Source organism: Octadecabacter sp. B2R22 (genome assembly GCF_018861045.1).
Taxonomy (GTDB): Bacteria; Pseudomonadota; Alphaproteobacteria; order Rhodobacterales; family Rhodobacteraceae; genus Octadecabacter.
In genome coordinates, this window is record NZ_JAHKQJ010000010.1 from 494,252 (window position 1) to 509,067 (window position 14,816).

General features: G+C 56.2%; 15 protein-coding genes. 4 read left to right on the forward strand and 11 right to left on the reverse strand.

The window, feature by feature from the left end; genetic code table 11:
- Position 1: 1 nt before the first annotated feature.
- Genes KO486_RS15345 through iolD form a run of 4 tightly spaced genes read right to left on the reverse strand, consistent with a single transcriptional unit; the run spans position 2 to position 4,545 of the window.
- The gene (locus tag KO486_RS15345) at positions 2-829 is read right to left on the reverse strand and encodes a class II fructose-bisphosphate aldolase (RefSeq protein WP_216038147.1); all 828 of its coding nucleotides are present in this window, start codon (positions 827-829) and stop codon (positions 2-4) included.
- Between the two features lie 9 nt (positions 830-838).
- Positions 839-1,681, reverse strand: a complete 843-nt coding sequence (locus KO486_RS15350) for a 5-deoxy-glucuronate isomerase (RefSeq protein WP_216038148.1) — start codon at positions 1,679-1,681, stop codon at positions 839-841.
- 10 nt (positions 1,682-1,691) lie between these two features.
- The gene (gene iolC / locus KO486_RS15355; protein ID WP_216038149.1) at positions 1,692-2,672 is read right to left on the reverse strand and encodes a 5-dehydro-2-deoxygluconokinase; all 981 of its coding nucleotides are present in this window, start codon (positions 2,670-2,672) and stop codon (positions 1,692-1,694) included.
- A gap of 1 nt (position 2,673) precedes the next feature.
- The gene (gene iolD / locus KO486_RS15360; RefSeq protein ID WP_216038150.1) at positions 2,674-4,545 is read right to left on the reverse strand and encodes a 3D-(3,5/4)-trihydroxycyclohexane-1,2-dione acylhydrolase (decyclizing); all 1,872 of its coding nucleotides are present in this window, start codon (positions 4,543-4,545) and stop codon (positions 2,674-2,676) included.
- Positions 4,546-4,664: 119 nt separating this feature from the next.
- On the opposite strand from iolD, the gene KO486_RS15365 reads away from it, so the two are divergent.
- The 3 genes from KO486_RS15365 to KO486_RS15375 are packed head-to-tail and all read left to right on the forward strand — an operon-like array spanning position 4,665 to position 7,840.
- Entirely contained in the window at positions 4,665-5,768 is a 1,104-nt protein-coding gene (locus tag KO486_RS15365; protein ID WP_216038151.1) for a Gfo/Idh/MocA family oxidoreductase, read from the forward strand.
- Between the two features lie 13 nt (positions 5,769-5,781).
- On the forward strand, positions 5,782-6,681 hold the full coding sequence (locus KO486_RS15370; RefSeq protein ID WP_216038372.1) for a TIM barrel protein: 900 nt from the start codon (positions 5,782-5,784) through the stop codon (positions 6,679-6,681).
- A 4-nt stretch (positions 6,682-6,685) separates the two neighbouring features.
- Positions 6,686-7,840 (forward strand): Gfo/Idh/MocA family oxidoreductase, encoded by a 1,155-nt coding sequence (locus KO486_RS15375; RefSeq protein WP_216038152.1) that lies wholly within the window; start codon positions 6,686-6,688, stop codon positions 7,838-7,840.
- A 27-nt stretch (positions 7,841-7,867) separates the two neighbouring features.
- On the opposite strand, the gene KO486_RS15380 is transcribed toward KO486_RS15375, so the two are convergent.
- From KO486_RS15380 to KO486_RS15410, 7 genes are all read right to left on the reverse strand, one after another.
- Positions 7,868-8,863, reverse strand: a complete 996-nt coding sequence (locus tag KO486_RS15380; protein ID WP_216038153.1) for a LacI family DNA-binding transcriptional regulator — start codon at positions 8,861-8,863, stop codon at positions 7,868-7,870.
- Positions 8,864-8,869: 6 nt separating this feature from the next.
- Positions 8,870-9,070, reverse strand: coding sequence for a hypothetical protein (locus tag KO486_RS15385; protein ID WP_216038154.1), 201 nt, complete (start codon positions 9,068-9,070; stop codon positions 8,870-8,872).
- Positions 9,067-9,846: an ATP-binding cassette domain-containing protein gene (locus KO486_RS15390; RefSeq protein WP_216038155.1), complete on the reverse strand. Its 780-nt coding sequence runs from the start codon at positions 9,844-9,846 to the stop codon at positions 9,067-9,069. Before KO486_RS15390 ends, KO486_RS15385 begins: the two co-directional genes overlap by 4 nt.
- Positions 9,847-9,860: 14 nt before the next feature.
- Positions 9,861-10,934, reverse strand: coding sequence for an ABC transporter permease (locus KO486_RS15395; protein WP_216038156.1), 1,074 nt, complete (start codon positions 10,932-10,934; stop codon positions 9,861-9,863).
- Between the two features lie 92 nt (positions 10,935-11,026).
- A complete protein-coding gene (locus KO486_RS15400) occupies positions 11,027-11,965 on the reverse strand; it encodes a substrate-binding domain-containing protein (RefSeq protein ID WP_216038157.1) in 939 nt (312 codons plus the stop codon).
- A gap of 82 nt (positions 11,966-12,047) precedes the next feature.
- Positions 12,048-12,866, reverse strand: coding sequence for a TIM barrel protein (locus tag KO486_RS15405; RefSeq protein WP_216038158.1), 819 nt, complete (start codon positions 12,864-12,866; stop codon positions 12,048-12,050).
- Between the two features lie 275 nt (positions 12,867-13,141).
- Positions 13,142-13,537 (reverse strand): RidA family protein, encoded by a 396-nt coding sequence (locus KO486_RS15410; RefSeq protein WP_216038159.1) that lies wholly within the window; start codon positions 13,535-13,537, stop codon positions 13,142-13,144.
- Positions 13,538-13,789: 252 nt separating this feature from the next.
- Between KO486_RS15410 and KO486_RS15415 the strand changes: the two genes are divergently transcribed.
- Positions 13,790-14,785 (forward strand): ABC transporter substrate-binding protein, encoded by a 996-nt coding sequence (locus KO486_RS15415; protein ID WP_216038160.1) that lies wholly within the window; start codon positions 13,790-13,792, stop codon positions 14,783-14,785.
- Positions 14,786-14,816 lie beyond the last annotated feature (31 nt).

The following is a 14,816-nucleotide window of genomic DNA, read 5'->3' on the forward strand; positions in this document are numbered from 1 at the left end:
TTTATCCTTTTAGCGGGGCAAGAACGCGGCGCGTGGCTGCGATCATAGGTGTTTCTGTGTCTTTCAAGATCGATACACGATCAAACCGTTTAGGATCTGAGGCAACAGCGTCGCGTAGGGCCGCGCCGAATGCCATACGCAGTTCGGTGCCGATGTTGAATTTGCAGATGTTGGTGTTTCGGGCCAGTCGCGCGCGTTGTTCGACGGGCACGCCTGATCCGCCATGGATCACCAAAGGCACGTCCGTGACGGCTTGGATTGCAGCGATGCGCGCTTCGTCCAGCCCGCCTTCTTTGTCTTCTTGAAGGTGTACGTTGCCAACCGAGATTGCCATTGCATCCACCCCTGTGAGACGCGCGAATTCGGCGGCCTCTGCAGGGTCGGTTCCGGCGGAGGCTTCGCCTGACGCGTAGCCCACGAACCCGATTTCACCTTCGCAGGAAATGCCTGCTGCATGGGCCATGTCAGCGATGCGTTTGGTTTCCTCGACATTTTCGGCGAATGGCTTACGCGACCCATCAAACATTAAGGACGTGAACCCAGAATCCAGTGCCTCGGCGCATTCATCATAGGTATAGCCGTGGTCCAGATGCGCCACGACAGGCACCGATGCGTTCTCGGCCAGATGGCGGAACATCTTTCCAAGAACGGGCAGGGGCGTGTGTGCTCTGCATCCGGGGCCAGCCTGTAGAATGACAGGGCAGTTTTCAGCCTCCGCGGCATGCACAAAGGCACGCATGTCTTCCCAACCGAGCGTAACGAGACCAGCAACCGCCGTTCCGTTCTTCAGCGCGGGCTGTAAGACATCCGCGAGTGTGACCAATGGCATAGTGCGCTCCTATTTGAATTTTGCGATCATGTCTTTGATGCCGGGGATCGTTTCGACCTGATAGGCATGGCTGGGCTGGAAGAACTGCACGAGGCTGCGCTGTGACAACCCGCCAAGGATCGTGAAATAATACATTTGATAGCCCGGCAGCACCGCGCAAGGGTGATAACCGCTGTCGAGGCAGATCGTTGAGCCATCCACGATGTGATAGGCGTCACCCGCCTTGCCGTCTTCGCGCTGCAACATCTGCACGCCTGACCCGTGGTTGGGTTTGAAACGGAAGTTGTAGGTTTCATCGTGGCGCGTTTCTTGCGGTAGACGGTCTGTGTCGTGCTTATGGCTTGGGAAGCCGGACCATCCACCTTCGCCGACGGTGAACAACTCGGATACCAGTAGGCGACCAACCTTGTCGTGATACTTGGTACCAAGGATATGTTTGATCTTGCGGTGGGTCTTAGTGTCGTCGGATCCGTATTGGACCATGTCCAGTTCATCCGAACGCACGGCAAAGGCATCTAACACCTTGTCGTAGCGCGCACCGGCCACAAAAACCTCGGCTTCATCCGAGGTGCAGACGATTTCTGCTTTTGCGGCGGTGGGGACGTAGACGCCCTCTGGTTCACCGTCCCAAACGTCTTCGCCACGGCCGCCGATATCACCGGCTTTGAAGCCTTCGATGTCGATGTCGATGCTGCCCGTGGCAGGCACGATACAGGTCTCATAGCCGGGCACTTCATATTCAAAGGCTTGCCCCTTTTTCAACTTCACGATGTTGAAATAGTTCAGCGGAACGGTGCTGTCGTCGATATCAACGATAGGTTTGTTGTGGTTGTCGAAGGGAGCAATATGCATGATCGTTCCTTTAGCGTTGAGTTGGGCCGGGGTGGGTGGCCAGAAAAGTTTCAAGCGTTTTGGTGTTTGCCATCGCAGGCGCACAGCCGGGCCGAGAGACGGTGACAGACGCGCAGGCAGAGCCACGCAGGAGAGATGTCTTGAGGTCGTGACCATCTGCGAGAGACGTCAAAAGGCCGGCCATAAAGCTATCACCAGCACCTGTCGGTTTGAGCGCCTCGACTGGGTAGATACCTGTGTGGATTTCTTGGCCCTCAGCAAAGGTGATCGCCCCTTCGGGCCCCATTTTGTAAACAACAATCGCGGCGGTGCTTTGCGAAAGCTCACGCGCCTTTTCCAAGCCCTTGTCGATGGACCCCGCCATAAAGCCGAATTCTTCGTCATTGCCGACGATCATGTCGCATTGATCGGCCGCGCGGCTAAGGACATCTGCGGCAACTTCGGCAGAGGGCCATGAATAGGGGCGATAATCGACATCGAAAATAATCGGCAGTCCGGCTTTCTTGGCCAGATCAAATGCACGGAAGGTCGCGCTGCGGGAAGGTTCTGCGGCCAGCACTGTCCCCGCCGTAATCAGCGCGCCGAAACGGGCGTAATCGACGGCTTCGACGTCTGCGTTGTTCATCTCGAAATCAGCGGCGCCGTTGCGGTAGATAACGGACTGGTGCCCCTCAAGACGGCTTTCGTAGACAGCGAGAGAGTTCCGAAACTCGCCGCCGACAGGGGTGACGTAGTCAGTGCCGACGCCGTAGCGCTTTAGTTGATTTACACAGTAACGTCCGATGCTGTCGTCAGATACCCGCGTTACGATGGTTGCCTTTCCGCCCAGTTTGCAAATGCCCGCCGCCGTGTTGGCAGACGATCCGCCAAGACCTGCGTGAAAGGTTTCGGCGTCTTCTGTTGCCGTGCCTGCGGGCGTGAAGAAATCCATGCCTGCACGTCCGACGATCACGAAGTTATTGGCTTTGATGCCTTTTAGCAGCGAACTCATGTTAAACGCCTTTTCGCTGTTTGGGCCGGCTGCTTTCCCAATCTTTATGGGCGGCCGTGACTTTAGCGTTTTCTGAGGTATGGGGTGTGCCGACTTCCCACCATGTGTGGCCTTCGGTCGTCCAGCCCTCATAGGGGTCTACTTTCATGACGATGACATAGGTCTGGTCAGCCGCCTTCGCGCGGGCAAATGCTTCGGCAAGGCCTGAGGGATCTGCAACCGTTTCCGCCAGTGCGCCCATGGAACGTGCGTGTGCCTCGAAATCAACGCCGACCTGATGGGTCGCCGTTGGCGTGTCCGCGATCAGGTTGTTGAAGCTTTCGTTTCCGGTGTTGTTTTGCAGTTTGTTGATGACCGCAAAGCCGCCGTTGTCCAGCACCAGGATGATCATCTTCTTCTGTGTCAGAACCGAGGAATAGACATCCGAGTTCATCAACAGGTATGACCCGTCGCCCGTGAACACGATGGTATCTTGATCTGGTTCTTTTTCGGACTGCGCAATCCGCGCGCCCCAACCGCCAGCAATCTCATAACCCATACAAGAAAAGCCGAATTCAACATCGACCGTTCCGATATCCAACGTGCGCCAGTTTGCTGTAACTTCGGCAGGTAGCCCGCCAGCCGCCGCAACGACCCGATCACGTGGATCGCAAGCCGCGTTCACCACTCCGATCGCCTGCGCATAAGACGCAGGGCCATTCCCGAGGCGGGTGTTGCCTTCGACATAGTCGTCCCACTTGGCCCGCTCGGCTTTGGCCGTTGCGACCCAGTCATCGGGGGACACATATCCAATGAGTGCGTCTTGCAATGCGTTCAACGCTAGTTTGGCATCACCCACGACCGTTGCCGACATGTGTTTTGCAGCATCATGGCGCGCCGCGTTCAATCCGATGATCTGTGCGTCTTGGGCAAATGCAGTCCACGACCCTGTCGTGAAATCTTGCAATCGCGTTCCAACGGCGAGAATAACATCAGCCTTTTCAGCAATCGCATTTGCACTGTCCGACCCCGTCACCCCAAGTGGTCCGATGTTGAGGGCGTGCGTCGCTTTTAGGTTCGCACGTCCAGCGATGGTTTCGACAACGGGGATGGAATGGGTTTCTGCGAAACGTGTCAGTTCGTCCACAGCGCCGGAGTATTGCACACCACCACCCGCGATGATCATCGGGCGTTTCGCGGCCTTCAACAGCGCGGCGGCCTCGGCGATTTCTGCGACATCCGCGGCCTGACGTCGGATGCGATGGACACGTTTATCAAAGAAGGACGCGGGGTAGTCATATGTCCAACCCTGCACGTCTTGCGGCAAACCAAGGAATGCAGGGCCACAATCGGCGGGATCAAGCATTGTATTCAATGCTGCGGGCAAGGATTGAATGATCTGCGCTGGATGCGTGATCCGATCCCAGTAGCGGCTGACGGCCTTAAAGGCGTCGTTCACACCAAAGGTCGGGTTTCCATAATGCTCGAGCTGCTGCAGCACGGGGTCGGGCAGGCGGGTCAAGAAGGCATCGCCGCATAACAACAACATCGGCAAGCGGTTCGCATGGGCCAGTGCGGCACTTGTCAAAAGATTCGCCGTGCCGGGGCCTGCACTTGCGGTGCAAAACATGAAGCGGCGACGCAGATGGGCCTTGGCGTAAGCCGCAGCGGCAAAGCCCATGCCTTGTTCGTTCTGACCGCGGTAAAGGGGCAATTCATCTTGATGGTCGTGCAGGGCTTCACCAAGGCAGGTGACATTGCCGTGGCCGAATATGCCAAACCCACCGCCACACAGGCGCGTTTCTTCACCGTCGATTTCAATGTATTGTGCTGCAAGATACCGCACGATTGCTTGCGCAGTTGTCAGCGTGATTGTTTGGTTTACGTTTGCCACAGCGGCGCCTCCACGAAATTGAGCATGACGCACAGCAAATCGCTATTGACCTGCGCCCCCAATCAAAGATAGCCGTTTTGCAACCGGTTGCAACGGGATTCTTTTGGGAGAGAGAAAAAGTGGCTGAAATTGGAATTGGACTGATTGGCGGCGGCTATATGGGGAAAGCCCATTCCGTCGCGTATGCTGCTGTCGCAGGGGTGTTCGATACCCCATTGCGCCCCGTGCTTGAGATGATCGGCGCGTCGTCGCCTGCGTCCGCCGAACGGTACCGTGCATCCTATGGGTTTAAACGTGGAACTGACGATTGGCGCACGCTGGTTGCAGACGACGCAGTAGGGGCAATCGTTATCGCTTCGCCGCAGTCCACGCATCGCGAGATCGCCGAAGCCGCCTTTGCGCTGGGCAAACCAGTGTTTTGTGAAAAGCCCCTTGGTGCATCGCTGGAAGATAGCCGTGCAATGCTGGCGGCGGCTGAGGCTTCTGGCGCCATTCACATGACGGGGTTCAACTACATCCGCACGCCAGCGTCGCAGTTTGCAAGACAGCTCGTGGCTGAAGGGCGGATCGGGGATGTGACTTGGTTTCGTGGTGAACATACCGAAGACTTCCTCGCGGATGAGACCCTACCAGCGACATGGCGCACGACAGGGGATGCCAATGGCACCATGGGCGATCTTGCGCCCCATATGATCAACGCGGCACGTGCGCTCATTGGGCCAATCACCAGGCTGAGCGCGACAGCGGAAACCGTCCACACGACCCGCCCCGGTGGGATTGTTGATAACGATGACCAAGCACAGATGATGTGCCGTTTTGAAAATGGCGCACAGGGACACCTGTTCTTTAGCCGGATCGCGACAGGTCGAAAGATGGGCTATGCCTATGAAATCCATGGCACAAAGGGCGCGATCCGCTTTGATCAAGAAGATCAGAACGCGCTGCATCTCTATACGATGGAAGGCCCCGAGGCTGAACGCGGGTTTCGCAAGATCCTAACGGGACCGGCGCATCCTGATTATCTGCCGTTCTGTCAGGGCCCCGGCCACGGGACTGGGTATCAGGATCAGATTATAATTGAGGCCCACGACTTTTTGCGGGCCATTCATGAACAACGCAACATCTGGCCAACCTTCGCCGAAGGGATGGAAGTAAACCGCGTTGTCACAGCTGCACTGGCTTCAAGTCGCACGGGCGCTTGGGTCGACATCAAAAATTTCTAACTGAAAGGGCTTGATCATGATCAAGATTGGCAACGCACCATGTTCTTGGGGAGTCGAGTTTGCGGATGATCCGCGTAACCCGAATTGGCGCAAAGTGCTGCAGGAAAATGCAGGCGCAGGTTATACTGGGATCGAACTTGGCCCGGTTGGGTTTATGCCCGAGGACCCAGCCTTACTGTCGGATGCTCTCGAAGAGTTCGGGCAAACGTTGGTGGGTGGGGTGGTTTTCCGGCCGTTCCATGACCCGGACGCGTGGGATGATGTGATGGACGGCGCTGTTCGGACTTGCAAAGCATTGCGGGCCCATGGCGCAGAGCACCTCGTTTTGATCGACAGCATTTCACCACGCCGTGCGCCCACAGCGGGCCGTGCCGGTGAGGCGGAACAAATGGATAAAGCAGAGTGGACGGCCTACCGCGACAAGTTCGCGACAATCGCAAAGATGGGAACGGAAGAATACGGCCTGACGGTTGGCATCCACGCCCACGCTGGCGGGTTCATGGACTTTGAACCTGAGTTGGACCGCTTGTTGGCAGAGGTCGACGAAAGCATTCTTAAGATCTGTTTCGACACGGGGCACCATTCCTATGCAGGCTTTGATCCGGTGGCGTTCATGCGCCGCAATATCGACCGTATCAGCTACATGCATTTTAAAGACATCGACCCGAAGGTGAAAGCGCAGGTCGTGTCGAACCGAACCGATTTCTACGACGCCTGTGGGCAAGGGATTTTCTGCAACCTCGGCGATGGGGATGTCGATTTTCCAGCGGTGCGTCAGGTGTTGTTAGACAATGGTTTTGATGGCTGGTGCACGGTTGAACAGGACTGCGACCCTGAAGGCGACACATCGCCAATCGATGATGCAAAACTGAACCGCGCCTACTTGCGGTCTATTGGATTTGAAGGAGCTTAAGGTCATGGCGAAACTGAAATGGGGTATGATCGGTGGCGGCGAAGGCAGCCAAATTGGTCCTGCACACCGTCTTGGGTCCGGTTTGGACGGGCTGTTTGAATTTTCGGCCGGTGCGTTGGATCACCGCCCCGAAGAAGGCATCGATTACGGGCAGCGTCTCGGGCTTGGTGATCGCGCCTATGGGTCTTGGCAGGACATGCTTGAGGGCGAAAAGAAACGCGACGACCGCGTTGATCTGGTGACTGTCGCCACGCCCAACTCAACTCACTTTGAGATCACCAAAGCCTACCTTGAGGCCGGTTTTCATGTACTGTGCGAAAAGCCTATGACAATGACCGTCGAGGAAGGTCAGGAAATCGTCGAGATCGCCAGCAAGACAGGTAACATCTGCGCCGTGAACTACGGGTACTCTGGGTACTCGTTGGTTCGGCACATGCGCGCGATGATTGCGCGTGGGGATATCGGCAAAGTGCGTTTGGTGAATGCAGAATTTGCCCATGGTCACCATGCAGATGCGACGGATGCGGATAACCCTCGTGTGCGGTGGCGGTATGATCCCGCACAGGCGGGTGTGTCTGCACAGTTTGCGGATTGCGGAATTCACGCGCTGCATATGGCGAGCTTTGTCACCGGCCAAGAGGTCACAAAACTCTCGGCGGATTGTGTGTCTTGCATTGATGTGCGCACGCTTGAGGATGATGCGATGGTCAACTTCCGCATGGATGGCGGCACGGTTGGCCGTCTGTGGACATCGTCTATCGCCATTGGTCGCCAGCACGGGTTGGGCATTCAGGTGTTTGGGGAAACTGGAGGGCTGCGTTGGAGCCAGGAACACCCCAACCAGCTTTATTATATGCCGCTTGGTGAACGCATGCAGGTTATTGAACGCGGCGAAGAGAACCTCTCTCCAGAAGCAGATCGCACCAGCCGCGTGACCATCGGCCATGCCGAAGGGATGCCGCTGGCGTTCGCCAATATCTACACCGATTTGGCCGAGGCCATCAGCGCACGTAAAGAAGGCCGTGTGATGGATCGGGCTGCGAACCTTTTCCCACGTGCTGAGGATGGGTTGCGTTCCATGGCGGCTGTTGTTGCTGTCGCTGAATCTGGCAAAAAAGATGGTGCGTGGCTTGATGCGCGCCCACCAATGTTTCGCTAACGAACGGGCGCCCGTTAAATCGGGCGCCTAAGCGGGCCGCAGCGTGCCGCGTTCGACAACGGATCCGTCGAATAGGCGGGCCTTCGGTTCTAGTGTGGGGTCGGCGACCAGTTCTGTAACGCGTGCGATGGATGCCGCGATGATTTCGGACACTGGGTTATGAATCGTGGTCAGATTGATGTTTTCCCAACCTGCCATTTCCATGTCGTTCAGACCGATAATGCCGACATCGTCCGGAACCTTCAGGCCTGCTGTCTGAAGCGCGGACATAGCCCCAATGGACAACACATCATCGCCGCAGAAATAGGCTTGCGCTGGCTTTGATGCCAACAGACGGGTCATCTCTTCGCGACCAGCTTCGAAAGAATAAGCAGTGGCAAAACTAGAGGTCGCGCTCATGCCGCTATGTTGTGCGACTTCTTCCATGAACCCCGCTTGGCGGTCGATTGTCGACGTCGCACTGGCTGGGCCGCCCAAAAAGCCGACATTTGTATAGCCGCGATCAATTAGGGTTCGCGCGGCCAGTCTTCCGGCAGCGATGTTGTCGATCCCCAAAACATCAACGGCCGGTGCTTCGGATTGGCGACCAAAAGAATGCACCACAGGGACACCAGCATCACGGAACGCACGCGCGAAATCGTGGGGCAGGGTGGAGGATGCGACAATCACACCGTCTACCGAATATTGGCGAAGCATCCGCACAGACGCTTCTGGGTCGGTTTCATCCGTTAGGTTCACCAGCAATGGGCGCAGGTCCCGTTCATGCAGCCCACGGGTAAACAGATCGAATACCTCGAGGAAAATCGGGTTGTGAAAGTTGTTGGAAACAAGCCCGATCATCTTGGTGCGACCGGTGGTCAGTGACGAGGCGAGGGCGTTAGGGCTGTAGCCCAGTTCGTTTGCCGCTGTCATGACTTTATTGCGGGTCTTGGCAGACACAGACGCGCCTTCAGTGAAGGTTCGTGAAACCGCGGAACGGGACACGCCCGCCAGTTCCGCAACATCTTTTAATGTGACAGCCATCCGGTCCTATTCGTCGGAAATGGCGCTGTAGTCAATCGTGGCAAACTGCCACGCGCAGATCACGCCAATTCCGATGAAGATGATCGCCCAGAGGACGGCCCCCGTGCTTAGCTCGAAGAGGCCCCACGCCGCCAGCACGATGACAATGGCGACGCGGATCCAGGCGGGCGCAAAGAAGGGGTGGTAAAGATCGATGAGCTTCCTCATGCGACCCCTTCGTATTCTGCGCCCGTTTTGGCCCCTGTGATATAGCTCACCACATCTTCCCCCGTGAAATCACCATTCTTAATGTCGAGGTTCGCACAAATGCGCCCACGACGAAAGACGATGATACGATCCACAAGATCAAACACCTGCCGCATATTGTGCGACACAAGGATCAGGCTTTCGCCTTGTTCCTTGAGGGTGCGAACGATGTTTTCGACCTGCGCTGTTTCTTGCACACCAAGGGCGGCCGTCGGCTCATCCATGATTGTCAGCTTGGACGCAAACGTTGCCGTGCGCGCGATGGCCACACATTGACGTTGGCCGCCAGACATATTGGCGATGCTGTTCTTGATGTTCGGGATTTTGACGCCCGTTTTTTCAAGCCCGGCCATCGTATCGCCGCGCATGCCCTTATAGTCCAACAGGCGAAACGGACCCAGCCAGTTGAACTTGGTCTTTTCGCGACCAAGGAACAGATTGTCCGGCACGTTGAGATCGTCCGCAAGCGCGAGGGTTTGGAACACGGTTTCGATCCCTGCTTCACGGGCGTCAAGCGGACCGGCAAAATGGACGTCGTTGCCATCGAACGTCACAGTGCCGCGGGTGCGTTGTTCAACACCTGTGATTTGGCGAACAAAGGTAGATTTGCCCGCACCGTTGTCGCCCATGATCGCGACGTGTTCGCCGCGCTCAAGTTTGAAATCCGCATCTTCAAGTGCGTGAACGCCGCCGTAGTGTTTGGTCAGGCCTTTGGTTTCCAGAATGATATCTGACATTGCTATGCCCTCCCTTATGCCCGCGCCGCGGCGCGTTTTTGTTGCCACTGATCAAGCGCGACCGCGCCCACAATGATGCAGCCAAGAACCATTTCTTGGTAGTAAGCGCCAAGGCGCAAGAACGTGAAACCCGACGTGATAACGCCGATGATCAGCGCGCCAATAACGGTGCCAATGATCGAACCGCGCCCGCCGAACAAGGACACGCCGCCGATGACGGCCATGGCGATCGCCTCAAGCTCATACGACAGGCCCATTCCGGATTGTGCGGTCAGGTTCTTGGACGTCAGGATTACTGCGGCAAGGCCCGCCAGACCGCCAGCGATCAGATAGACCAGCACAAGGTGGCGCGGCACGTTGATGCCCGACATCCGTGCGGCAGCCTCGTTGGAGCCAATCGCATAGGTGTGTTTGCCGTAAACTGTGTAGTTCATGATGAAGTGGAACAGCACCGCGAGCGACAAGAAGATGATAACCGGCATCATGCCTGCGCCAATTTTGGCGTAGCTTTCTGTCGGAAAAGACACGGGGTTACCCAGTGACCACCACTGTGCGACGCCGCGCGCAAATAGCATCATGCCGAGGGTCGCAATGAAGGGTGGAATGCGAGAGTAGGCGACCAATACCCCGTTTATGATGCCGGCGATCATACCGACGCTCAGCCCAACAATAATCGGGACGACGACAGGCAAATCCAAGGCCCAATCGCCAAAGATCGCTTTTGGGTTCGGGCCGCCGTTCACTTCGGCGACTTGTGCGAAACTCATCGCGATCATGGCCGTTGCGCCCACGACGGACCCTGACGACAAATCGATCCCTGCCGTGATGATCACCTGAGTGACGCCAATTGCGATGATACCGATGATCGCGACCTGAATAATAATGATACGAAGACGCGCTTCGTTAAAGATGCTGTCAAAACGGTCACGTGAGTCAAACAACAGACTTTGCTGCATGAAGATCGCGCCGAGAATTTCAAAGACGATCACGATTAGAATGAGGGCCGCGAATACGTTTAACTCATTAGGCCATTGGCGTTTGGATTTGTCATACGTCAGGCCGCCTGTGCCTTCACTTGTGTCCGACATCGGTCCGTTCTCCTACATGATCGGGGGTGTTGTTTGTGGTGCAGGGCCGCATATCAGCAGCCCTGCACGGTATCTGAGTCCGCCTGATTGGCTTACTGGAGGAAGTCACCGATGTTGTCTGGTGTCACTAACTTGAACGGGATGAAGACCGTCTGGTCCACGTCGTCGCCGTTGATCAGCGCGATTGCTGTGTCGATGGAACCGGCGCCCTGACCTGCAAGGTCTTGGAACACTGTGACGTCCATTTCGCCAGCCTGCATGGAGAGCAGAGCGTCGGATGTCGCGTCAACACCACCAACGACAACGTCGTCCATGGAAATGCCGGCCGCTTTCATCGCCTGAATAGCGCCCAGCGCCATTTCATCGTTGTTGCCGAAAACAGCGTCGAATGGCTCACCGGAGGAAATCCAGTTTGTCATCAGATCGTTTGCTTCATCGCGAGACCAGTTTGCAGTCTGCTCGTCGATCAGAGTGATGAAGTTACACATGTCCATGCCGATAACGTCATGGAAATCCTTGGAGCGCTGAACAGCCGCTTGGTTAGAAAGCTGACCCATCAACATGTACGCAGTCGCGCCGCCGGATTTACCTTCAGCACGCAGCTGACGACACATCTGGAACGCGGCCAAAGTACCGGATTCGATTTCGTTAGATGCTACGAACGCCTGACCTTCTGGCAGTGTGTCCATGTTAACGGGCTGACGGTTCACGTAGACCAGCGGAATGCCTGCAGCAGCTGCTGCGTTGGACATGGCTTCGGTTGCGTTTGTGTCAACTGCGTTCACGATGATCGCATCAACGCCAGACGCGATGAAGTTGTTGATCTGGTCGAGCTGCTTTGCAACGTCGTCTGTCGCATCTTCGATCTGTAAAGACACGCCATCCAGCATTTCTTCGTGTGCTGTCATGCCGTTGCGCATGACGGTCAGGCCGTTGTCGTCGAAACGCGCAACGGATACACCGATTTGCTGCGCCATAGCCGATGTTCCCATCAGCATTGTCAGGCCTGCGGCCATAAATAGCTTGTTCATTGGTTTCCTCCCAAAAATCGTGCCCGGCACACGGTTCATTTCCCGGGGCCCTCTTTGACAAGGGCTTTCACTTCACATCTCCTCAGGCCTCCCTTTCGGCGATTTGAGCAGTTATGAATTTCGTTGACTCAGCGATGTTTGCGGCTGGGTTTTCCAGTGCATGAACGTCGGCTGAAAAAGCCTCAAAAGAATATGGGCCAGTATAGCCTTGCGCCCGCAGTTCAGCGATTTGCGCAATATTTCCGAGGCGGTCTTGGTCATCGACCAGCCCGCGCATGTCGTCCGTCATGTCGTCAAACTTCACGTGAGGGTCTGTCACGCCAGAGATGTGAACGATCTTGGTTTCTGCGGCGAAAACTTCGGTTTCACCCGACAGCGCATGATGAAACGTATCGTGGATCAGCGCGAAACACGTAGGGTTCTGCATTTCGTCCAATACGGTGCGCACATCTGCTTTTAGTCGCAAGCTGGCGTTGGGGAACCCTAGCGGTTCGATCAATCCTGTGATGCCTGAGTGTTCAAACAACGGCAGCAACGCGGTCAGTGTACCGCGCAATTGGTCCTGTTGGACCTGACGCGGTACTGGGCTGTCCTGGATGCGTGGGATGAGCGCGATGGCCTCGGCGCCGCACTCTTGAGCAAGCGCGATCAGGTCCCGCACTTTGTCGCGGCTTTCTGTGTCGTTGTCGTTGAAGCCATAGACTTCGGCCAAGGCCAGAATGCGCAACGCCTTGCGGGCGGCGGCGTCGCGGATCATCGCCGGTGCCGCGCTATCAAACAAAGGCGTCGCCAAGTCATTGCGCAGCTCGATACCGACACAACCCATTTCAACAGCCGCATCCATGGCCGCGAGCGTCGCGGCGTGAGGCATAGTTTGATGGTTTAGACCGATAGGAAACATTCAGTGGCAGCCCTTTGATTCGGGGACCAGTCTAGTTCGGATGGAAATTTTTGCAACCGGTTGCAGTTTTGAGGCTGGACGGCTGAAAAAGCGTTCCGAAAACGAGGCGGAGGGGCCCCAATAGTGGCACGTGTCGTCTGCTGGCGCTGTCAATCACAGCTTCGACGGTGACAAATAGGGCTAATTGTTAAGAGAGTATTCTTTGTGCGCCGCCTCCAAGGAGGAGCGGGCAATGTGACAAACGGCGGCCGCCATGGATCGGTTTGTGGCTGGGTTTAGGCCCTAAGGATGGCGGTTGCTTCGACTTCAACCTTGAATTCTTTGCGGGTGAAGCCGCTCACGATCAGGAGCGTTGATGCTGGTCGCACAGTGACCCCGTCGAGCCATGCATCACGCACGGCCATATAGTCAGCGAAATAAGAGCGATCGGTGACGAAAGCGCTGAGACGTACAACATCTTTGGGGCCGCACCCTGCGTCTTTCAGGATCGCGGAAATGTTAGCAAAACACTGTTCGGCCTGCGTGCGCACGTCGTCGGCACAGCTGCCATCCGGCGCAAGCCCGAGCTGCCCTGACGTGACAATCAAATGGCCGACCGGCCCGCTTTTGATCCCGTGGTTGTAGTCGCCAAACGGTGGGGCAATTGTGGTTGGGTTTATGGCCTGTGTCATGATCTTGGACGCCTCTAGGTATGACTTAGAATCGGCATGTGATGCCATTTTGTGCGGATACAAGCATAGGGTGTGCCTCTAAACGCAGCACTCCCAAATAGATGGTGCTCGTTTTTTGTACAGCTCGGGGCGGGGCGCTCAAAAATTAACCTATTCTTAGTATCTCATCGCAAACGCAGTCCTTTGGTTCGTGCGATCCCGCGCGACGCCTCGTTAGTTTCATCCGTGACCTTTCACCCATGGAGACTTTCAATGACCCTTAAGCAAACAATCACTGTCGCCTCGTTGGCAGCCATGACGGCAAGCAACGCGTTCGCTCAAGACCTGACGCCCGTTACATTCGGGACCAACTGGCTTGCCCAAGCTGAACACGGTGGTTTCTATCAGGCCGTGGCTGACGGCACCTACGCTGAATGCGGCTTGGACGTGACTATCGTGTCTGGCGGGCCGCAGGTGAACAACCGCGCGTTAATGTTGGCTGGCCGCATTGACTACCACATGGGCGGCGATCTGTTGCAGGCGTTCAACGCGGCCAAGGAAGGCATTCCTGTGGTTGCTGTTATGGCCACGTTCCAGAAACACCCGCAGGTCATCATTTCACACCCTGGCCAAGCCGAGACCTTTGAAGACCTGCGCGACCTCACGCTGTTGATCGGCGACAACGGGTTCACGTCTTATTACCAATGGATGATGGCTGAGTACGGCTTCACAGTTGAACAACGCGAACCCTACACCTTCAACCCTGCGCCTTTTGTGGCGGATGAAACCAAAGCCATGCAGGGCTACCTGTCGTCCGAACCCTACGTGATCGAAAACGAAGCGGGTTTCGTCCCTGACACGTTCCTGATCGCGGATGCTGGGTATTCGACCTACGCCACAACGGTTGAAACTATGGCAGACACCATTGCTGAAAACCCTGAACAGGTTGCTTGTTTCGTCGAAGGTTCGATCACTGGATGGTACAACTACCTTTACAACGATCACTCCGCGGCGGACGCCATGATCATGGAAGCCAATCCTGACATGACCCCTGACAAGATCGAATATGCGATCGGGAAAATGTTGTCCGAAGGTATCGTGGACAGCGGTGATGCGCTCGAACTTGGTATCGGTGCGATGACCGATGAGAAGATCGAAGACTTCTACAACAAGATGGTCGAAGCCGGCGTGATCGAGGCTGGTCTGGATTATTCTGCCGCCTACACAACGCAGTTCGTGAACGCGATGCTGGGCATGGACCTTAGATAAGTCGTCGAACTTAAGATGTCGCGAGCAGGGG